At 70.7% G+C, this 21,277-nt stretch carries 15 protein-coding genes and 2 pseudogenes; 9 read left to right on the plus strand and 8 right to left on the minus strand.

Translation table 11 applies throughout. The features are described 5' to 3' along the window. Window positions 1-195: 195 nt before the first annotated feature. Both KN815_RS06330 and KN815_RS06335 read left to right on the plus strand, forming a co-directional pair. Window positions 196-2,157 carry an MFS transporter gene (locus KN815_RS06330; protein ID WP_253208795.1) on the plus strand — a complete coding sequence of 654 codons (1,962 nt, stop codon included), beginning with the start codon at window positions 196-198 and terminating at the stop codon, window positions 2,155-2,157. Beyond that, complete coding sequence (locus tag KN815_RS06335; protein WP_216340758.1) at window positions 2,154-2,753, plus strand: MarR family winged helix-turn-helix transcriptional regulator; 600 nt, start codon at window positions 2,154-2,156, stop codon at window positions 2,751-2,753. Before KN815_RS06330 ends, KN815_RS06335 begins: the two co-directional genes overlap by 4 nt. Before the next feature lie 95 nt (window positions 2,754-2,848). On the opposite strand, the gene KN815_RS06340 is transcribed toward KN815_RS06335, so the two are convergent. Both KN815_RS06340 and KN815_RS06345 read right to left on the minus strand, forming a co-directional pair. Beyond that, window positions 2,849-3,589 carry a class I SAM-dependent DNA methyltransferase gene (locus KN815_RS06340; protein WP_216340759.1) on the minus strand — a complete coding sequence of 247 codons (741 nt, stop codon included), beginning with the start codon at window positions 3,587-3,589 and terminating at the stop codon, window positions 2,849-2,851. A gap of 4 nt (window positions 3,590-3,593) precedes the next feature. After that, a complete protein-coding gene (locus tag KN815_RS06345) occupies window positions 3,594-4,640 on the minus strand; it encodes an alpha/beta hydrolase (RefSeq protein ID WP_216340760.1) in 1,047 nt (348 codons plus the stop codon). A gap of 223 nt (window positions 4,641-4,863) precedes the next feature. Here KN815_RS06345 and KN815_RS50100 point away from each other — a divergent pair, with 223 nt between their 5' ends. The 3 genes from KN815_RS50100 to gap all read left to right on the plus strand — a co-directional run bounded on the left by KN815_RS50100 (window position 4,864) and on the right by gap (window position 11,640). After that, complete coding sequence (locus tag KN815_RS50100; RefSeq protein WP_253208796.1) at window positions 4,864-9,438, plus strand: phosphorylase family protein; 4,575 nt, start codon at window positions 4,864-4,866, stop codon at window positions 9,436-9,438. Between the two features lie 64 nt (window positions 9,439-9,502). Then, on the plus strand, window positions 9,503-10,450 hold the full coding sequence (locus tag KN815_RS06355; protein WP_216340761.1) for a GlxA family transcriptional regulator: 948 nt from the start codon (window positions 9,503-9,505) through the stop codon (window positions 10,448-10,450). Between the two features lie 191 nt (window positions 10,451-10,641). After that, entirely contained in the window at window positions 10,642-11,640 is a 999-nt protein-coding gene (gap, locus tag KN815_RS06360; protein WP_216340762.1) for a type I glyceraldehyde-3-phosphate dehydrogenase, read from the plus strand. Here the strand turns inward: gap and KN815_RS06365 are convergent. Together KN815_RS06365 and KN815_RS06370 are read right to left on the minus strand one after the other, a co-directional pair. Further along, window positions 11,606-12,328: a helix-turn-helix domain-containing protein gene (locus KN815_RS06365; RefSeq protein WP_253208797.1), complete on the minus strand. Its 723-nt coding sequence runs from the start codon at window positions 12,326-12,328 to the stop codon at window positions 11,606-11,608. The genes gap and KN815_RS06365 overlap by 35 nt on opposite strands. A gap of 440 nt (window positions 12,329-12,768) precedes the next feature. Next, a complete protein-coding gene (locus KN815_RS06370; RefSeq protein ID WP_253208798.1) occupies window positions 12,769-13,773 on the minus strand; it encodes an outer membrane protein assembly factor BamB family protein in 1,005 nt (334 codons plus the stop codon). Between the two features lie 400 nt (window positions 13,774-14,173). Here KN815_RS06370 and KN815_RS06375 point away from each other — a divergent pair, with 400 nt between their 5' ends. Next, the gene (locus KN815_RS06375) at window positions 14,174-15,199 is read left to right on the plus strand and encodes a helix-turn-helix domain-containing protein (RefSeq protein ID WP_216340763.1); all 1,026 of its coding nucleotides are present in this window, start codon (window positions 14,174-14,176) and stop codon (window positions 15,197-15,199) included. Between the two features lie 291 nt (window positions 15,200-15,490). After that, a complete protein-coding gene (locus KN815_RS06380) occupies window positions 15,491-18,880 on the plus strand; it encodes a S8 family peptidase (protein ID WP_216340764.1) in 3,390 nt (1,129 codons plus the stop codon). 143 nt (window positions 18,881-19,023) lie between these two features. On the opposite strand, the pseudogene KN815_RS06385 reads toward KN815_RS06380, so the two are convergent. Then, window positions 19,024-19,339 (minus strand): annotated as a pseudogene (locus tag KN815_RS06385) (ATP-binding cassette domain-containing protein); the annotation flags it as partial. Next, window positions 19,339-19,602 (minus strand): annotated as a pseudogene (locus tag KN815_RS06390) (ABC transporter permease); the annotation flags it as partial. The pseudogenes KN815_RS06390 and KN815_RS06385, both read right to left, overlap by 1 nt. A gap of 187 nt (window positions 19,603-19,789) precedes the next feature. On the opposite strand from KN815_RS06390, the gene KN815_RS06395 reads away from it, so the two are divergent. Then, a complete protein-coding gene (locus KN815_RS06395; RefSeq protein ID WP_372458277.1) occupies window positions 19,790-19,930 on the plus strand; it encodes an ATP-binding protein in 141 nt (46 codons plus the stop codon). Next, entirely contained in the window at window positions 19,927-20,571 is a 645-nt protein-coding gene (locus KN815_RS06400) for a response regulator (protein WP_216340765.1), read from the plus strand. The genes KN815_RS06395 and KN815_RS06400 overlap by 4 nt, the downstream gene beginning before the upstream one ends. A gap of 59 nt (window positions 20,572-20,630) precedes the next feature. On the opposite strand, the gene KN815_RS06405 is transcribed toward KN815_RS06400, so the two are convergent. Both KN815_RS06405 and KN815_RS06410 read right to left on the minus strand, forming a co-directional pair. Then, entirely contained in the window at window positions 20,631-20,843 is a 213-nt protein-coding gene (locus KN815_RS06405) for a hypothetical protein (RefSeq protein WP_216340766.1), read from the minus strand. A 57-nt stretch (window positions 20,844-20,900) separates the two neighbouring features. After that, window positions 20,901-21,277, minus strand: a 377-nt coding sequence (locus tag KN815_RS06410) for an AMP-binding enzyme (RefSeq protein ID WP_216340767.1), incomplete at its 5' end; no start/stop codon positions are given.

Below are 21,277 nucleotides of genomic sequence, written 5' to 3' on the forward strand. Positions count from 1 at the left end.
GCGCCCGCCACTACGCATCGCGCACCTCGACGCCGCGCCCTGCTCACCGACCCGGCCGACACGCGATACGCAGCCACCGTGCTCGCCGCCTGGGCAGGCCGCTACGTGCTCAGCCCGACCCCACTTGGCGAACGGGCAAATCGGGATTAGCTTGGTTGATGTCAAGCAACCAACTCCCGACGGGAGTGATGCTCGGTGGGTTGGACGACCGAGCGGCGCAGGGCCGGAGCTGAGGGGGCCCTGCCGTCCTATGGCGATGGCGGCCCGGGTTCGCGGTACAAGTGGATCGCGCTGTCCAACACCACGCTGGGCGTCCTCATCGCGACGATCAACATTTCGATCATGCTGATCGCGCTCCCGGACATCTTCCGCGGCATCGGCGTGGATCCGCTGCGCCCCGGGAACACCAGCCTGCTGCTGTGGCTGATCATGAGCTACATGGTGGTCACCGCCGTGCTCGTGGTGAGCTTCGGGCGGCTGGGGGACATGTACGGCCGGGTGCGGATGTACAACCTGGGGTTCGCGGTCTTCACCGTGTTCTCCGTGCTGCTCTCCGTGACCTGGCTGCACGGCACCTCCGGCGCTCTGTGGCTGATCGGGATGCGGGTGCTCCAGGGCGTGGGCGGCGCCATGCTGATGGCCAACTCCAACGCCATCCTCACCGACGCCTTCCCCGCCGATCAGCGCGGTCTCGCCCTGGGGCTGAACCAGGTGGCGGGGATCGCCGGGTCCTTCATCGGGCTGATCCTGGGCGGGCTGCTCGGCCCGCTCGACTGGCATCTGGTGTTCCTGGTCTCGGTCCCCATCGGACTGTTCGGCACGGTCTGGGCCTACCTGAAGCTGCGGGACACCGGTGTGCGCACCCCGGCCCGGCTGGACTGGTGGGGCAATATCACCTTCGCCATCGGCCTGATCGCCGTGCTGTCCGGCATCACCTACGGCATCCAGCCCTACGCCGGTCACACCATGGGCTGGGGCAACCCCTGGGTGATCGCCGCGATCATCGGGGGAGTGGCGGTGCTGGGCCTGTTCTGCGTGATCGAGAACCGGGTCGCGCAGCCCATGTTCCACCTGGGTCTGTTCCGTATCCGCGCGTTCACCGCCGGGAACGTGGCCAGTCTGCTGGCGGCGCTGGGACGCGGTGGCCTGATGTTCATCCTGATCATCTGGTTGCAGGGCATCTGGCTGCCCCGCCACGGCTACGGCTTCGAGGAGACCCCGCTGTGGGCGGGCATCTATATGCTGCCGCTGACCATCGGGTTCCTGATCGCGGGACCCTTCTCCGGGTGGGCCTCCGACCGGTTCGGCGCCCGTACCTTCACCACCGGCGGGATGCTGCTGGCCGCCGCCACCTTCGTGGCCCTGGAGGAGCTGCCGGTGGACTTCGGCTATCCGGTGTTCGCCGCGATTCTGCTGGTCAACGGCATCGCCATGGGGCTGTTCAGCTCGCCGAACCGGGCGGCCATCATGAACAGCCTGCCGCCCGACCAGCGCGGGGTGGGCGCCGGGATCAGCACCACCTTCCAGAACTCGGCCACCGTCCTGTCCATCGGCATCTTCTTCTCCTTGATGATCGCCGGGCTCGCCGGTTCGCTCCCCGGCGCCCTCACCCACGGACTGACCGCGGAAGGGGTCCCGGCCTCCGACGCGGCCCGGGTCGCCGCCCTGCCACCGGTCGGAGTGCTGTTCGCCTCGCTGCTCGGCTACAACCCGGTCAAAACCCTGCTCGGACCGCAGGTGCTCGACCATCTGCCGGCCCACCATGCCGCGTATCTCACCGGGCGCGGCTTCTTCCCGGCCTTGATCTCCCCGCCGTTTTCCCAGGGCCTCTCCGCCGCGTTCGACTTCGCCATCGCGGCCTGTCTGGTGGCCGCCGTGGCATCGCTGCTGCGCGGCGGGCGGTATGTGCACAAGGGCGGGCCGAAGTCGGCTGTTCCGGTGGGGGTGGCCGCCGCCCAGGCCGGCACCGCGGGTGTCAAGGGCGCGGCGGACCCCGCGGGTGGCGAGGACGTCGAGGACACTTCCCGCCGACCGGCCACCGCGTTCCGGCAGGCGCCCCCGCCTAAGGCCGAGCCATCGCCATCGCCCCCGCCTCCGTCACCACCTCCGTCGTCACTCGGCGGAGGACCGGGACCACCACTCGAGGAGCCGAGATGACCGCACTCGACCCCACCGCCTCAGACCCCACCGCCTCAGGCCCCACCGCCCCGGGCCCTGCCACTCCGGGCGCCAGCACCCCGGGTACCGCCACACCGGGTGCCGTGGCTCCGGGCCCCACCGCCCCGGGCCCCACCGTTCCGGAATCGGGGGAGCTGGCCGAACGGCTCCGTACCGCCCTCCAGCATCTGCTCCCCGGCCTGCGGGGCACCCGGGGCGAACACGGCGATCTCACCCCCAGCCGCCAGGCGGCCCTGGGAGCGCTCGACACCCACGGCCCGATGCGCATCAGCGCCCTCGCGACCCGGCTGGGCATCGCCCTGCCGACCACGTCCCGCATGGTCGATCTGCTCGACGCATCCGGCTGGATCGAGCGCACCCCCGACCCCGAGGACCGTCGCGCCAGCCTGATCGCCCTCACCGACCCCGGTCGGCAGCTCCTCCACACCGTGCGCCATGAGACCGCCGCCCGGCTCGCCGCGCGGATCGAGAAGCTGAGCCCCGAGGAGCAGCGGGCGCTGTACACCGCGCTGCCCGCCCTGGAATCCCTGGCCGACTCCACCAACCCGTCCACGAGCCCATCCACGAACGCGTAGCACCGCACGACGCGGCGAACGGGCGCGCCCGTTCCCCACGCTCGGTTCGTGGCGAACGGGGCCAGGGCACCCTTCTCAGCGCCCGTTCCCCACGCTCAGTTCGGCGGGACGCGGTAGACGGAGACATGGGAGCGCGACTCTGCGGTGAATTCGCCGCCGGACCAGTCCGCGTGCCTGGTCTCCAACTCGAATCCGGCGAGCTGAGCCATGAGGTCGAGTTCGGCCGGCCAGATGTACCGGTGCGGGCTGCGGGTCAGCCGTGCCTGCTTGCCGTCGTCGAACTGGAAGTGGTGCGAGACGACGTGCTGGTGCAGTACGTCATAGGTGTCCAACCCGATGTAGCCGTGCTCGGCTTGGCAGACGGTGGCCGTCTGGCCCGGCGGGAGCTTGCGCAGTTCGGGCACCCAGAGTTCGATCACGAATCTGCCACCGGGCCCGAGGTGGCGGGCGGCGTTGCGGAAACACTCCACCTGCTCGGCTTGGGTGAGCAGGTTGGAGATGGTGTTGTAGACGAGATAGACGAGTGTGTACTCCCCGGGAGCCATGGAAGTCGCCATGTCGCCCACGATCACGGGGATCGTCGCTTCGTCCGCCCTGGTGCGCAGTTGACGGATCATCGGAAGCGAAAGCTCGATCCCGGTGACCGGGACCCCTCGTTCGGCGAGCGGGACGCCCACCCGGCCGGTGCCGATGGCGAATTCGAGCGCCGCTCCGCCGCCTGCGAGCTCGGCCAGGCGGTTCACGGCCGGCTCCAAGATCTCGGGCGCGAACATCCCCGTGCCGGGCGTGTCATAGCGCTGGGCGGCGTCGACGTCCCAGATCTCCTCCTGGTTCATACCGTCACCATTCACCGCAGGGGTATGCGATGTCCACTGCTTTTGCCGGGCCCGGGGATTCCTCAGACCCCGGCACTGTGCTCCTGGAGTGCGCGAGGAGGCGCCTCAGCCAGCGGGTCCGGGCATCACGCGCGTCTTTGCTGATGGCCGCCCGCGGCGCCAAGCCGTCGAAACCGTGATAGGCGCCGGGCCATACATGCAGTTCGGCCTGGCCACCGGACTGCCAGATCGCGTTCGCGTACGCCACGTCCTCATCGCGGAACATCTCCGCCGAGCCGACGTCGATGAACGCCGGAGGGAGACCGGATAGGTCCGTGGCGCGGGCAGGCGCCGCGTAGGGCGGCAGGTCCGCCGCGCCGTAGCCGTCACCCAGCAGTGCGCTCCAGGCGGTCTCATGGGAGACGAGGTCCCACATCCCGTGGCCCGACATCTGGTGGCTGGAGAATGTGCGCCCGCGGTCGTCGAGCATCGGACAGAGCAGCAACTGCCCCAGGATGCGGGGCCCGCCGCGGTCGCGGACCAGCAGGGCGAGGGCCGCGGCGAGGCCGCCGCCGGCGCTCTTCCCGCCGACGATGACGCGGTCCGCGTCGACGCCCAGTTCGGCCGCGTGCCCGGTGGCCCAGAGAAGTCCCGCGTAGCAGTCCTCCAGCGGTCCGGGGTACCGCGTCCGCGGCGCCAGCCGGTACTCGACCGAGATGACGGCCATGTTCAGCGGAAGGGCCCACTCGCGAAGGATCCGCGGCAGCACCGACCATGCGTTGCCCATGATCATCGCGCCGCCGTGCAGGTAGTACAGCAGTGGCAGCGGCCCTTCCCGCCCGGCGGGCCGGACGCTCACCAGCGTGACATCGGGGCCGTCCCGCAGCCCTGGAACGGTCAGCTCCGCCACCTCGAAACGGCCATCGGCCCGGAGGTCCTCGGCCGTCGGTCTGGGCCGGGTCGCGGCGTCCCGCTCCTGCCGTGCCGCGAGATTCCCGGGAGTGACCGGCTCTCTTGGCCCATTGCCCAAGGACTCCAGCGCGGCGCTCAGTTCGGGGTCGAAGGGAGGCACAGCCGTCGGCCTCGGGGCAGAAGCGCCCGTACGGGACAGATCCATACCGCGCATCCAAGCATCCGCGGCCGCCCGGCGGTAGCGGCCGGACCCCAGGCGCGTCCGGCGACTCGCACTCCCGTCGCGGTTCACCGCTTCCGCTGGTCGCAACTCCCGGGAGTCCGGCGGACGGTAGCATTTCGCCCGCGAGCCGCATCAGGGTCGACCGTGGCCAGGGGGAAGCGTGGAGAGCACCGGGCAGCACAGCGACTCGCTTGTCGTGCTGACCGCACTGGACGTGGAGTACGAGGCGGTTCGGGCACATCTGGTCGATCCGCGGCCGCAACTCCACCCGAGCGGCACCCTGTTCGAGGTGGGACGGCTCGACGGTACGCCGTGGCGGGTGGCGCTCGCCGAACTCGGCGACGGCAATCAGGGCGCGGCCGTGCTGACCGAGCGGGCGATCGCCATGTTCCGCCCCCGCGCCGTGGCATTCGTCGGGGTGGCCGGGGCGCTCAAGGGCGATATCGAGCTCGGGGACGTCGTCGTGGCCACGCATGTGTACGCGTATCACGGTGGCAAGGACGAGGACGGCGAGTTCCACTCCCGCCCGAGGGTCTGGCCGGTGCGCCAGGAACTCGACCAGCTCGCTCGCTTCGCCCGCAGGTCCGGTTCCTGGACCGGGCTGCTGCCGGAACGTTCGCCCGGCGCCTCCCGTCCGGCCGTCCACCTCAAGCCCGTGGCCGCCGGGGAGGTCGTCCTCAACTCGGCGGACTCGCCGCTGAGACGGCAACTGCGCCGGAACTACCAGGATGCCGCCGCCATCGAGATGGAGGGCGCGGGCGTGGCGCAGGCCGCCCATCTCAACGCCGCGCTGCCCGCCCTGATCGTCCGTGGCATCAGCGACCGGGCCGACGGGGAGAAGTACGACGCCGATGCCGAGGGCTGGCAGTCCCGCGCGGCGCGCCACGCCGCCGCCTTCGCCTTCTCCGTCCTGCGTGAACTGCCGCCCGGCGGCGGCCGGACCCCACCCGGGCCGGAAACTCCCATGGACCCGGCACCGGAACGATTCCCGGATGGGCCGTCGGCCGCGCCCCCTGCTCGGCCCTCTGCCCCGTTCCCGCATCCGGATACGGGAACCACACCGGACGGCACCGGCCCGGCCGCACATCGCCAACTCCTGCGCTGGGCGAGGAGGTTCTCGGACGACCTGGACCTCGTGGACTCCCCCCGCCCGGAGAGCGGCACCGCCTCCCCGCCCCAGCTCAGCGGCGGACTCTACGTACGGCGCGCCGTCCAGGACCGGGTGGTGGAGGCCCTCTACGCCGGTGATCCGAAGGCGGTCCTGGTCACCGGGGATGCCGGGAACGGCAAGAGCAGTCTGTTATGGGGCCTCGCCCGGGATCTGACCGCCCTGGAGGACGCCGAGGTCTTCCTGGTGAACGCCGCCTGGCTGCTACGCCCCCTGAGCGGCGCCCCCGCGACGCCCATGCTGACCCCCGCGACCGTGGTGTCCGGGGCGGCACATGCCCGGACGCGGGGGCGGACACCGGTCGTGCTCCTGGACACCGCCGATCTGCTGCTGCACGACGACCACCACGAGATGGCGCTGCTCGATCTGTGCGAGGATCTCGCCGCCGCCGGTGTCCGCCTGGTGCTGACCTCGCGGCCGGAGGAGGCGAACCGGCTGCGCACCGGCTTCATCCGGATGTCGCTGGGTCCGTACGACGACAGCGAGATCCCCCACGCCATCCGTGGACACGCCGCGCTCTACTGCCCCGACGCCGTCCCCCGGGACGACGAGGCACGGGTACGGATGCTGATGGAGCCCGTCGCGCGTGGCCTGCCGGTGCGCGAGGTGTGCAGAAGCCCCCTCCAGTTGCGGCTGCTGTTCGAACTTGCCCGGGACGACGGGGCGTTCCCCAGCGCCGAGATCGACGCCACCGGCCTCTACCGCCGCTACTGGGACCACCGGGTCATCACCGACCGCCGCCAGCACGGCAACCAGAGTGTCACGGCGCCGGAGGACCTCTCCTCGCTCACCGGCGCGATCGCCGTCGTGCTGATGTCGGCCGGCCGGACCGAGCTGTCACGCGAGGAGCTGGTCGAGCGGCTCACCTCGGCGCACGGCGGCCCACGCCCCTCGCTGCCGTACGAACCGGCCCGCATCCGGTCGTCCCTGGAGCTGCTGATCGACCGGGGTGTGCTGGCCAGGGGAGCCTCGGACGGTATCCACTTCTTCCACCAGACCATGTTCGAGTACGCGGCGGCGCGTGGCCTGCTGCACCGCACGGGGGCGGGAGCGCTGCTGTCGCTGTGCGAGTGGGTCGGGTCCCATCCCCGTGACTTCTTCGTCGGAGCGATCCTCGAACAGCTCCTCATGCTCGCCGCCGGGTCCGAAAGGTATCGCGGCCCGGTACGGGACACCCTGATGCGGATGGCGGCGCACGAGGATGCCGTCATCCTGCACACCGTCGCCGTGGCCGTCGCGGCGCGGAATCCGGCCATGGGCGTGTCCGTCGAGCCGCTGCTCGCGACGGCGCCGCACGGTGTCGCCCGGCGGTACGCGGTCCTGGCCCCGACCGTACGTGACACGGATGTCGACGCCCTCCTGCCGCGGCTCCGCGGGCTGTGGGAGAGGAAGGAGCCCAGCCTGGAGGAGGCCGTGCTCGAAGCGCTGGAACGGCTGGCCGCCCAGAACTCGCTCACGGTCCACGCCGCGCTGGCCGACTGGGGCTGCGTACGGGAGCTGACGGGGCGCCGTACGGGCGGCGCGGGCATCGAGGTCCTGCCTCGGCTGCTCGTGATGACGTCACATATCGATGTGGCATCCGCCCGGAAGGGCCTCCTGGAGATGCTCGACTTCGCGCTGGCCCGAGGGCTGGCGGAGCTGGCGTCCGGCGTTATGACCCTATGGGCCCGGCACTGGGAGACACTGGGCTCGCCGGAGTGGGCCGCCGCCGTCCAGGAGCGTCTCCAGCGTGTGCGCATCGCGCCGAAGTCGTACGACGTCGGGCTTTTCCAATCGGCCCTGGCCAGAGTGCTGGCCGCCTCCTGGACCCACGACCACGGACTCCCCGGCGACCAAGGACTCCCCGGCGACCACGGACTCCCGGGCGACCACGGACTCCTCGACGACAGCGCCGACGGCGGTCCGGCCCCCGGCACCCACCCCTGGACGCACCGCCTCGACCATGCCGTGGCGCTGCTCGAAGCGGACGACCACGACACCGCGGGCAACGCCGGACTCATCGCCGCCACAGCGATCCTGGCCACGCTGCCGCCCGGTCACTGGGCCATCGAGGCCACCCTCGACCGCTGTCTGGACATCACCGGGCAAGGAGCGCTCCACGCACTGCAACACCGGATGGTCTTCCCTCAGTTGCTCAGCGCCGACTGCGCCGCCGCGCAGAGCCTCGTACACCGGCTCGCGGTCATGCTGAAGGCCCTGCCCTGCCCCGAGAACCAGCCGGCCCCGCCCCCGCAGCGGCGAGCGCTGGTCGCCCGCCGGATCCTCGCCCACCGCGACGTTCCCCCACACCGCGTACGGCAGGTCCTGGAACACTCCGGCTGGGACGCCGACTCCGACCTGTGGCTGTCCCGGGACGGCCTGGCGACGCTCCTCCTGCCGGCCGCGCTCGGCGGCCACCCCAGCGCGGTGAGCAGGATCGAGAAGGCGACGACCGCCCCCGCGGCCGCCCGGAACCTCGTCCGCCGCTCCCTCCACCGGGCCGTCACGGACTCCGGTCCGCACACCGAGCGCCACATCGGCCTGCTGGTGAACCTGGGACTCATGGACGCCGACACCGTGCTTCTGGAGGCCCTCACCACCGGCCGGGCCAAGAAGGGCACCGGCCCGCTGCCGCCCCTCACTCATGAGCGGGTACTGGGGGCGCTACGGGCCTCGACCCCGGCCCTCACCGGGCTGATCGCGGACGAAATCGCCGAGGGCCACACCGGAAAGCGGCAGCGCCAGGCACTCACCCTCTGGGAGTGCTCCGTGTCGGCCGGCACTCTCCCCGCACCCGATCTGACCCAACTCCTGCCGCGGTACGGCACCTTCTCCGACCAGAAGACCCGGGCGGCCTTCCTCGGGCTGGTGGGAACCATCGCCGCGCGCGAACCCGCCCAGTACGCCACGGCACACACCTTCCTCTCGGCGCTGGTGTTCGATGCCATGGGAGACATCCCCAGTCTCGACGACGCGGCGGCCAGTACCCGGAACGCAGCCCGCAAGGCCCTGCTCCATGCCGCCTGTGAGTCCGGCCCCCTCACCCCATCGGCCCTCAGCACGGCCCTCGACCTGGCCTTCGCCCCACCGACCGACGCCGGACTGATCAGCGGGCTCGGCCAACTGGTGCGCCGGCTCGGCGCCGCACACGGCGCGGCACCCGCCGCCGAGCTGCTGATCCGGATCATCGGCGCGGCCGTGGCCTCCCAGCAGGGCCGTGCCGCGGAGAACCACCTCGCCAAGGCGCTCCGTGGCGCGATGGACAGCATCTTCGACCACGGTTCTCCGGCCGTGTACCGGACGCTGTGGGAGCACCTCAAGGAGCCCGGCCCGGAGTGCGACGCCGACCATGTGGTCTTTCCCGAGCGGTACGCGCTGGGGCTGGTGAGCTGCGCGGTCCGCCGGTCATACGCGGAAACCCGTCAGGACCTGGAAGCACTTGTCGCCCATCCGCGGGTGCCACGGCCCACCAAGATGTGGATCAGCGACCAGATCAGCGCCCGGTCGCGGGAACACACCGAGCACGACCTCAGTTGGGTGCTGGACGGCGAGCTGCCCGGGCGGCCAGTGGCAGGATGTTCGCCGTAGTCGTCATCGAGGTCACGGGTGTGAGCGCAGGCCCGTTCGATCGCGGGAGAGCCGAAGGAGCCCGATGAGCCGGAAGAACCACCATGTCGCGGTGCTCGTGCTCGAAGGCGCCAAGCCACTCGACGTCGGCATCCCCGCGCAGGTGTTCTCCAACCGGCCGAGCATGCCCTACGAGGTACGGGTGTGCGGCGCCGCGCCCGGACTGGTGACCGGCGGCGACGGCCTCTCGTATCACGTGGCCGAGGGGCTGGAGGCGTTCGAGCACGCCGACACCGTCTTCATCCCCGGCTACCGGGAACCGGCGACCACCGAACCGCCGGCCGCGGTCGTCAGCGCCCTCATGGCCGCCCACGAGCGCGGGACCCGGCTCGCAGCCATCTCCACCGGGGCGTTCGCGCTGGCCGCGACGGGCCTGCTCGACGGCAAACGGGCGACGACCCACTGGCACTACACCAAGGCTCTCGCCGAGAGACATCCGCTGGTGCGGGTGGACGAGAACGTGCTGTTCGTGGACGAGGGCGAGGTGCTCACCTCGGCGGGCGCGGCGTCCGGCATCGATCTGTGCCTGCACCTGGTGCGGCGCGACCACGGCGTCGGGCTCTCCAACCATGTGGCCAGACGGCTGGTGGCGGCGCCCTATCGCAGCGGGGGACAGGCGCAGTACGTCCCCCGGAGTGTGCCCGAGCCGCTCGGCGACGTATTCGCGGGCACACGGGAGTGGGCTCTGGCGCACCTCGCCGAACCGCTGACCCTCGAAGCGCTCGCCCGCAACGCACGGGTGTCGGCGCGCACCTTCTCGCGGCGGTTCGTGGAGGACACCGGCTATACGCCGATGCAGTGGGTGCTCAGGGCGCGGGTGGACCTGGCGCGCGAGTTGCTCGAACGCACCGATCTGGGCGTGGAGCAGATCGCCGACCGAGTCGGCCTCGGCACCGGCGCGAACCTGCGTCTGCACTTCCACCGCATTCTCGGCACCTCCCCGACGGAGTACCGCCACACCTTCTCGGCCTGAGCTTCCCGAGCGGCGTGCCCGCATACCGAGGGCAGGCGGGATCCTTGCGTGTGGTCTGGCGGGATCCTTGTGTACGGGCTGGCGAGATCCTTGCGTGCAGGCTGGCGGGATCCTTGCGTACGGTGGCGTTCAGGCCGCTGTCGGCCCGGTATCCGGATGCCGACGATGGGGGAGGAACGAAAGGAACCTCCATGACCCGCATCGCCGTCAATGGATTCGGCCGCATCGGACGCAACACCCTCCGGGCCCTGCTCGAGCGCGACAGCGACCTCGAAGTGGTCGCCGTCAACGACCTCACCGCCCCCGAGTCCCTCGCGCACCTGCTCAAGTACGACAGCGCGCTCGGCCCCCTCGGCCGCTCCGTCGAGGTCGACGGGACCGACCTCGTGGTCGACGGCCGCCGCATCAAGGTGCTCGCCGAGCGCGAGCCCGCCAACTTGCCGTGGGCCGAACTCGGCGTGGGCCTCGTCCTCGAATCCACCGGCCGCTTCACCTCGGCGGACGCCGCCCGCGCACATCTGCGTGCCGGTGCCCAACGTGTGCTGGTGAGCGCTCCGTCCGCCGGCGCCGATGTCACGCTCGCCTACGGCGTGAACACCGATGCCTACGACCCGGCCGAGCATGTGATCATCTCGAACGCCTCGTGCACCACGAACGCCCTGGCCCCCCTGGCGTCCGTACTGGACGACCTGGCCGGTATCGAGCACGGCTTCATGACCACGGTGCACGCCTACACCCAGGAGCAGAACCTCCAGGACGGCCCCCACCGCGATCTGCGCCGCGCCCGCGCCGCCGGGGTGAACATCGTGCCCACCACCACCGGGGCCGCCAAGGCTATCGGCCTGGTGCTGCCGAACCTCGACGGCAAGCTGTCGGGCGACTCGATCCGGGTGCCGGTCCCGGTGGGTTCGATCGTGGAGCTGAACACCGCGGTCTCACGGGAGGTCAGCCGCGACGAGGTGCTCGCGGCCTACCGCGCCGCCGCCGACGGCAAGCTCAAGGGCATCCTGGAATACTCCGACGAGCCGCTCGTCTCCAGCGACATCACACGCCGCCCGGCATCGTCGATCTTCGACGCCGCCCTCACCCGTGTCGAGGGCAAGCACATCAAGGTCGTGGCCTGGTACGACAACGAGTGGGGCTTCTCGAACCGCGTCATCGACACGCTCGAACTGCTCGCGCGCGACTGAACACGCGGATTGACTGACCGTGAGGGGCCGGCATCGACCGGCTCCTCACCCATGGGGCATGTGCCCGGCACAGGCGGGCGAAGTCCGCACTGTTCTCGGTGAGAGCGTCCACGAGCCCGTGCAGGCGCGGGTTGTCCGGCTCGTAGCCCGCCGCCTGGCGCGGATTGGCCACGGTGGCCTGGGCCGCCCGGTCCCAGTCCTGGTAGAAGGTGCGGCCCGCGGGGTCCGCGAAGGCCATGCGGGCCAGGTCGTCCGCCGGACGGAACGGTGAGTAGAGGGCGTCGGCCAGCGCGTTGGTGGCGAGGATGTCCAGGGTCCGGTTGAGCACCAGGGCAGGCGTGTGGGGGTAGCGGTCCATCAGTTGCCGCAACCCGGGGCTGACCTGGTCGGGCACGCGGACGGCGGGGTCGTCGGACACCGTGCCGGCCAGCCGGTACGGATGGCCCCGGGTGTCGCCGTCGAGGCACAGCGCACGGCTGAGCGCGTCGAGCACCTGCGCGGAGGGGTGGCGCTCCCGGCCTTGTTCCAGGCGGGTGTAGTAGTCGGCGTTGATACCGGCGAGCACCGCGACCTCCTCGCGGCGCAGCCCGGGAACGCGGCGGGTGTCGTGACTCGCCATCCCCACCTCTTCGGGCCGCAGCCCCGACCTGCTGCTTCGCAGGAACTCTCCCAGGCCGTTGTCACCCATGCCGCCAGGGTATTCAGCAGTACGGTGATTGGCTTTGGAAGCCTCAATGAGGCTGAGGGAAGGTCGGGGCGTAAGCATATGAGTTGCCTGTCGTTTCCACTGGTGTACCCGCCGTGTGCTTGACATGCGCGCGGTCCCCGTCGTCGGTGCCACGGCTTTCGCCGAGGTGACCGGCCCAGCGTCCGGCGGGGCGGCGATCCCAGGGTGCGCCCGACCCGGAAGGGTTCGGGCGCAGTCCAGATGCTGGCGATGCGTCACAGCCAGTGACGTCGCATGCGGGCTGTGCCCAAGGATCGGCCCGGATTCGTCCGCGCTCGTTAGGGCGGGGTTCCGAAGGGGTGCGCCTGCGCCGTCCCCGCGCTGCCCAGGAGCAGCGCGGGGACGGCGGCCAGCAGGAGCAGCACCCCGGTGCGGAGTGATCGCACGGTGGTGCTTCTCCTCTACTTCCGGCGTGCGGCGAGCGCGTGGACCGTGCCGTCGTCCGTGAGGGCGAAGACCCAGTCACCGCTCAGGGAGAGGGCCGAGGCCACTCCCGCGCCGAGGTTGTACGAGGCGACCTGCGCCCCGCTCGCCCGGTCCAGGACGAGCAGGCGACCGTCCCAGGTCCCGACGTACACTTGGGACTTCGTCACCAGCGGGTGCATCGTCGGCGAACCGGCACCGGCCGAACAGCCCATGGCGACACGCCACTTGTCGTCCTGTGGGCTCTCGCCCGCCAGATAGCCGGACTCGGTCTCCCACACCGGCTTCGACGGATCGGCCGCGCTGGTGTCGTAGGCGCGTACGACGCCGTCCCGGCCCGCGACATAGGCGGTGTCACCCCATACGGCCGGGCTGGTGAGAGGGGCGGGCCCCGGCTCGCAGGTGCTGTTGCCGCCCAGCTTGGACTCCCAGGTCACCGCGCCCGTCTTCGGGTGGCGCGCCCACTTGAGGTCGAGCTTCGTGCCCGGCTCGTCGCCGCTCGAGGGCCGCCCGGTCTCCTCGCCGCCCTGCCGCAGCCAGTCCTTGCCGACCTGGGGCTTGGCGAGCTCGGAGTCGCGCACGATCTCGAAGGTGTTCTTCATGGTGGGGAACTGCTTGCCCCGGGTGTCGTACGCGACCGACTCGGCGGTGTACGTGCCGGGCCGCAGCTCCGGCAGCGTGCCGCTCGCCCGCGTCCAGGCGCCGCGTGCGTCGGGGCAGGGCTCCGGCTTGCCGCCGGGCGGGGTGTAGCAGTTCTCGATGCCGGGGCGGGACGCCCCCTTGCCGAAGGGCATCGTGGTCCGCTTCACGACCTCGCCGCGGTCGTCGCGCACCGTCAGCGTGGCCTTCGCGGGCGTGCGGCCGTCGTCCTCCGCGTACACCTCTACGGGCACCGCGGCCTTGTCGCTGTGCACGCCGCCCTGTGCGGGGCTGACCAGTGCGGCGTCGTCGTCGATGTCGAACTGCCGGTGGATGCCGGTCACATGACTGATCCGTTGCCGGTTACTTAATGGTAATGAGCTTCTTTACGGTACGGCCCTGAAGCGTTCAGCGTTCCGTTCGTGGCTGTTGGGAAACGCGGAGCGCATATAACGCGCTATCAGCGCTTTCATGCCCTCGCCGCAGGATGGTGGCCGGCCCCGGGCCCTCCTCGCACCAAGACCCTCCAAGTACCCGCGGATCGTCATCTTCATCGATGCACTCCCCAAGGGAGCGACGGGCGAGATCCTGAAGCCGGAGATCGTCGTCAAGCCGTGCGACGGCCACGACGGCCGGTGGCAACCTCCCGAGGGCGGGATAAGATTCGGGTGACACGAATCCGCCCGGTCCACACGAGCTGCGGCAAGGACCGTACACCGCGGCAGCCCCGCGAGGAGGATCCGGATGCTGGAGGCGCTGGGACTGGGGCCGATGGAGGAGGCCATCTACACGGCACTGATGGCCCAGCCGACGGCCTCCGCGCATGACCTCGCCCGGCAGACCGGAATCGCGTCGGCCGAAATCATCTGCGTCCTGGCGGACATGGAGACACGAGGTCTGGTAGCGGCCGCCACCCAGCCCGACCGCGAGGAATCCGGCCCGGCCGGGCAACCGACCCGATCCGCGTTCATCCGCTACCGGCTCACACCGCCCTCGGTGGCCCTGGCCCCGTTCCTGGTCGAGCGGCGCAATGCGCTGCACCAGGCCGAGAGCGCGTTCTCGATGCTCATCGAGCAGTACCGCAGTACCGCCGTACACTCCGCGGGCGGTGTGGTGGAGGTCGTCGTGGGCGTGGAGGAGGTCGCCCACCGGTTCCATCAACTCCAGCACGGCGCCCGTCGCGAGCTGCTCATCTTCCTCGTCGGCGCGCCCGTCGCGGTGCCGCGCGAGGACACCGACATATCGGAGAGTTTCGCGCTGGATCGCGGCGTCGACTTCCGGGTCGTGGCGGCCAAGGACTACCTCGACGGTCCCGATGTGGCGAGGGATGTGCGGGCGGCCCTCACGGCGGGCATGGAGCTTCGCCTGGTCGACTCGCTGCCGCTGAAGATGGTGGTCTCGGACCGGGAGCGCGCCATGGTGCCACTGGACATGGCAGACACCGGTGGCGAGCCGAGCGCGATCGTGGTGCACCGCAGTGGTCTGCTGACAGCCCTGGTCCATCTCTTCGAGAAGGAATGGGCCCAGGCCCGGCCGTTGCACACCGCCACGGGTGTGCGCGCGGAGCCGACTGTTGATCAGCAGCCGACCGAGGGGGAACTGGAAGTCCTCGCCTTGCTGCTGGCGGGATTCTCCGACCGGCGAGTGGCCTCCCAACTCGGCCTCTCCATACGCACCGTGGAGCGGAGGACACGCCGTCTGATGGACCTTGCCAAAGCGGATTCGCGCCTGCAACTCGGGTGGCACGCCGCACGTGCGGGCTGGCTTTGACGCTCTCCTCGCTCCGAGGCCGAGGTCTGAGGGCCGCGACCGAAGCCGATTGCCCGCAACCTCAGCCTCCCGGCGGGCCATGGCCGATATGCGATCCGGCGACGCCTCCGGGCGTATTCCCACCGACCGGGCCCGAAGCCCGCACCGAGCCGACGAGCCCCTGATGTGATGGCGTGGCGGAAACCCGTCATGCGGAAAACCCGTCACGCGCGGCATCCCCACGCAATCCGCATATCTGCCAGGCTGCAGCCCGCAGTATGGCATGTGCACGGCGTCAAGGAGGGGATTTCATTGCGCCTCATCACGCGTATAGCCTCGGGTGCGGCGACCGCCGCTGTCCTGGCCGTCTCCGCGGTCGCGCCTTCCGGAGCGGCGGGTACGCCGCCTGAATGGGCCTCGGGGAAGAGACCCGTCATCGGCAGCGGAACCAAGGCAACGGGCGGCAAGCAGGTGACGGTCACGCTCGTCACGGGCGACAAGGTACTGGTGACGACCGATACGTCGGGCCGCAGTTCGGCGGCTGTGCTGCCCCGCGAGGGCGGTGAGCAGCCGATGGCCCAGACCTATCAGATGGGCAAGGACCTCTACGTCTACCCGGAGGGCGCCTCCCAGGCGATCGCCCAGGGCAAGGTCGACGAGCAGTTGTTCAACGTCACCGGGCTCATCCGCCAGGGGTACGACGACACACACACCGACACGCTGCCCCTTATCGCCACCTACCGGAAGAGTGTGAACGTTGCCGACCGCGCGCCGGCGGCTCCTCGCGGGGCCGAGCGGGGCCTGAGCCTCCCGGCGGTGAACGGCGTCGCGATCAGGGCGGACAAGGACACCGCCGCCACCTTCTGGCAGGACATCACGAACTCCCGCTCACGTTCTGGTTCCACGGTGACCAAGCTGTGGCTGGACGGCAAGGTGGAGGCCACGCTGGACCGGTCCACCGCGCAGGTGCACGCGCCGGCTGCCTGGGCGGCCGGCTACGACGGCAAGGGCACCAAGGTCGCCGTGCTGGACACGGGGATGGATGCCGAGCACCCCGACCTGGTGGACCGGGCCGCCGCGTCCAAGAACTTCACGGACGCCAAGAGCACCGACGACCGGGTGGGCCACGGCACCCACACCGCTTCCACGGTCGGAGGGTCCGGAGCGGCCAGTGACGGCCGCAAGAAGGGGGTGGCCCCCGGTACCTCCCTGCTCATCGGCAAGGTCCTCAACGACCAGGGCCAGGGCCTGGACTCCTGGATCATCGCGGGTATGCAGTGGGCCGTCGACCAGAAGGCCGACGTCGTCTCCATGAGTCTGGGCAACCCCACGATCGGCGACTGCACCGACCCGATGGCCCAGGCCACGAAGGAGCTCTCGAAGAACACCCACACCCTGTTCGTCGTCGCCGCCGGCAACTCCGGCTCCAATACCGAGACCGTCTCCTCGCCCGGCTGCGTGCCCGGCGTGCTGACCGTTGGTGCCGTCGACCGCGACGACACCACCGCGCCGTTCTCCAGCCGCGGTCCCGTGGCCGTCACCCACACCCTCAAGCCCGAGATCGCCGCCCCCGGCGTCGATATCTCGGCGGCCAACGCGGGAGGCCGCGGCGTCTACGCCTACCGGACGATGTCCGGCACCTCCATGGCCACCCCGCATGTCGCGGGCGCCGCGGCCGTCGTCCGCCAGGCCCACCCGGACTGGACCGCTCAGCGGATCAAGGCCGCCCTGGTCTCCTCGGCCCGTACCGGCGGCAAGGTCGCCGGCGCCGACCAGACCGGCGGTGGGGTCCTCGATGTGTTCGGCGCGTTGAACCAGAAGGTGCTCTCCGCGCCCGCCGTTCAGGCCGGCAGCTACAACTGGCCGCAGGATGCCTCGGACCGCACCACCGTGCGGGTGCCCCTCACCAACCCCGGCAGCACCGACCTCACCGTGAACCTGAAGGTCAGCGGCGTGCACGGGAACGACGGCAGCGATATCCACTCCGGCATCGTCAAGCTGGAGGACGGCAAGGTGAGGGTCCCCGCGGGGGCCACCGTTCAGGTGCCGCTGCGGATCGATCCCACCGCCCGTCTTAAGGACGCCCAGTACGGTGCGGTCACCGGCCGCATCCTCGCCACCGGCCGCGATGTGCACGTCTCCGTGCCCGTCACGCTCTACGTCCAGCCGGAGACGGTCACCCTCCGGGTCAAGGTCATCGACCGCGACGGCAAGCCCGCGACCGGCACTTCCTCCCTGGATCTCGTCAGCCTCGACATCAACAAGGGCGAGCGCCGCAGCAACTCGGGCGCGAGCGACCAGACCTACCGCGTGCGCCCGGGTGACTATGCCCTCAGCGGCTTCGTGGCGACGTACGACGCGAAAAACACGGCCGAATCGGTCAGCTACCTCGGGCACCCGCAGCTTCGGCTCACCCGTGACACCACCATCGTCCTCGACGCGCGCAAGGCCCACCGGCTGAGCCTGCGCACCGACCGCCCCTCGACGGTGAAGCACACCACGTTCAGCTACGCCCGCGAGTGGGACGACACCTGGCAGCTCAGCGGATCGCTGATAGCCGGGGACACCGTCCAGAAGTTCTACGCGGACGTCGACGGACGTGCCAGGAACGGCACCTTCGAGTTCCGGCCCACCTGGCGCGCGACCGGCTCCGAGGACGGCTCGTCCTACGTCTACAACCTGTCGTTCCCGACCCGGGGTCCGCTCCACTTTGACCAGGTCTACCAGCCCAAGGACGCCAAACTGGCCCAGGTCGTCGAGACGTGGAAGGCGATGGGCAAGGAGAGCGACTACATCGACGCGATGTTCATCCGCCCCTCCGGGAGCGGCGGCGGCTACATCCCCGTGAGCCCGTCCGGCACGGTCCATGTGCCCGGTAAGCGCACCGCCTACTACACGCCCGGCGACGACGCCTGGTACCACGGCGCGATGACCAGCTTCCCGTTCGCCGCCTTCATGGCCGACCACGAGCGCACCTACCGGGCCGGGCAACGGAGCGGCGAGGAGTGGTACGGCGGCCCCCTGCGGCCGGCCGCGCCCCGCGACGCCGACGGCAAGCTGATGCTGGCCGCGGAGCGGCAGGGCGACCTGATCGGCATCCAGACCGGGCTCTGGCTCGACGGTTCCCGCGACCACTGGTCCAGCGGCGGGTCGTTCGGCGACCTCGGCAACCTGGTGCTGAAGCGCAACGGTGAGCAGATCGCCACCAGCGCCTGGCCGTACGACGCGTTCAAGGTGCCGGACGAGGACTCCGCGTACGAGCTCACACAGAACCTGGAGAAGATTCCGTCCTCGGACCGGAACTGGCTGCGCTCCACCGCCGTCACCACCACCTGGGCCTTCCGCTCCCACCGGGAGCCGGACGTCTACTCGCGCGGCCTGCCGATCCTCTTCCCGGCATACGACATGCCGGTGGACGGCCTGAACACCCTGCCCGCGCAGAGCGGCATCAAGGTCGGCCTGTCGGCCGAGGGCCATGCGGGGTACACCCCGGGCGCGATCAAGGCGGCTTCGCTGTCCTACTCCTACGACGACGGCACGACCTGGACCAAGGCGCCGACCGAGCAGCAGGACGGCAAATGGACGGCCGTCCTCGATCACACCGGCGCCTCCGGCAAGCAGGTCACGTTGAAGACCGCCGTCACCGACACCAAGGGCAACGCGGTCACCCAGACCATCAAGCGCGCCTACGACGTGCGCTGAACACACCGTCAGGCCGGGCGGACCCGCACCACAGGCGGCCCGCCCGGCCGGTCAGGGGCGGAGGCGTCCGTCGTGGACTTCGACGGTCTGGTCGACGGCGGTGAGGTGGGCGCGGTCGTGGGTGACCAGGACGGTGGCGGTGGCATGACCTGGAGCTGTTCGACCGCGGTGAGGGCGGGCAGCAAGTTGGGCTGCTGGAAGACGATGCCGATCTTATGGCGGCGCAGCTCGGTGAGTTCGCCGCGGGTCATGCCGGTGGTGGTGCCGTCGATGGTGACGGTGCCGGCGTCGGGGGTGATGAGGGTGGCGGCGACGTGCCAGCAGGCTGGACTCGCCGGAGCCGGAGAGACCGACCACGGCGGTCAGGCTGCCCTGGGGGACGTCCAGGGTGAGGTGGTCGAGGGCGGTCAGCAGGGAGTCGCCGTCGGGGTAGGTGAGGGTGATGTCGGTCAGACTCAGACATCGAGACTGGTCCAGATGACCGGAGTGTGGCTGAAGGAGGCATCGCCCCGCACGGCGGCCATCGTCAGATGCTGCCCGGCCAGGGTGACGTTGCCGCCGCGCTTCAGGCCGAGATCGTCGGCAGCCGTGGTGGACAGCACCACCGAGTGCTGGCCGATCTTGCCGTTGTCCGGGGCGAGATGGGAGCCGGGCCGGACACCGAAGACGGAGACCCCGGCGCTGTTGTCACCGGCGGTGGCCTTGGTGGTCGTGATGCCCAGCTGGCAACTGCCGCAGCGCCCGAGGGTGAGGCAGCGGCAGAGGCTGACCACGAGGCCACGCCCGCCGTCACGAGCGACGAGGCCGACGCGGCGGACGCCTGCGGCGCCCGCTCCACAGCCACGGCCCCGGTCGCGGCCAGAGCCGCCCGCCCCCGACCCCGAAAGCGGCGGCTTCGGGCTGGCGGCCATGCGCGCCCGCGTCCACGCGCTCGACGGCACCCTGACCGTCGAATCCGCCCCCGGCCATGGCACCACCCTGGCCGCCCATCTGCCCCTCACCTCGCCCACCGAGACCGAGACCGAGACCGAGCCCGAGGCCCGCCCATGACCGACACCCCCATCCGCCTCCTGCTGGCCGACGACCACCCCGTGGTACGCGCCGGGCTGCGAGCCGTGCTGGAGACCGAACCCGGTCTTCTCGTGGTGGCCGAGGCCGTCACCGCCGAGGAGGCCGTCACCCGCACCGCCGATGGCGATATCGATGTGGTGCTGATGGACCTTCAGTTCGGCAAGGGCATGAACGGCGCCGAGGCCACCGCCACGATCACCGCGCGGCGGGATGCCCCCCGCGTTCTGATCGTCACGACGTACGACTCCGACGCCGACACGCTCCCGGCCATCGAAGCCGGCGCCACCGGCTACCTCCTCAAAGACGCTCCGCCCGAGGAACTGGCCGCAGCCGTACGCACTGCCGCCGCCGGCCGCACCGCCCTGGCCTCCGCGGTCGCCCACCGGCTCATGAACCGGCTGCGCATGCCCGGCGCCGCCCTGACCCGGCGCGAGACCGAGGTCCTCGCGCTGGTCGCCGATGGCCTGTCCAACCAGGCCATCGGCGACCACCTCCGCCTCACCGAGGGAACCGTCAAGTCCCACCTGGCCCGCGTCTACGCCAAGCTCGACGTCGACTCGCGCACCGCCGCCGTCGCCACCGCCACCAACCTCGGCCTCATCCGCCGTTCAGGCTGCTGAGCGAGGCCGCCGCGACGACGGCCTCATGCGCCGGGGCACCGCGCCATGCCGTGCCGCCCCTACGTCGCGATCACCATCACGTTGTCCGCGCGCGTCTTGAGCACGGTCGCGCGGCCGAGTTCGCCGGCCGCATGGGCGACGATTTCGGCTACTGGCCCGAGGGCGGCGTTCTCCCGGCATCGGGGCTCGCCGGATTCGTCAGGATCGCGCTCGCAGCAACAGCGGCGCGCCGAGACCGAACGCCGGGTACTTGACGCGGCGATGGTGCTCATCGCGCACGCCGGGTCCCGCGGTGTCACACTCGCGCAGGTGCGCTGTCGGGCGAGTGCCTATTGACCGACAACGATCTCCCGCTTGAGGATCTTGCCGGTTGCTCCCTTGGGGAGCTCGTCGGTGATCGTGACGATCCGCGGGTACTTGTACGCGGCGACCCGCCGTTTGACGTAATCGCGTATCTGGGCAGCCGTGGTTTGCGCACTCTCCCGGAGTGTTACCACGGCGGCCACCTCCTCCCCGTGGACCTCGTGCGGTACGCCGACGACAGCGGCCTCGGCGACGGCGGGGTGTTCGTAGAGCACCTCCTCGATCTCGCGCGGATAGACGTTGTATCCGCCGCGGATGATGAGGTCCTTCTTCCGGTCGACGATGAAGTAGTAGCCATCCTCGTCAACACGGGCGAGATCGCCACTGTGGAACCACCCGTCCC

The organism is Streptomyces niphimycinicus (assembly GCF_018883605.1).
Lineage (GTDB): Bacteria > Actinomycetota > Actinomycetes > Streptomycetales > Streptomycetaceae > Streptomyces > Streptomyces niphimycinicus.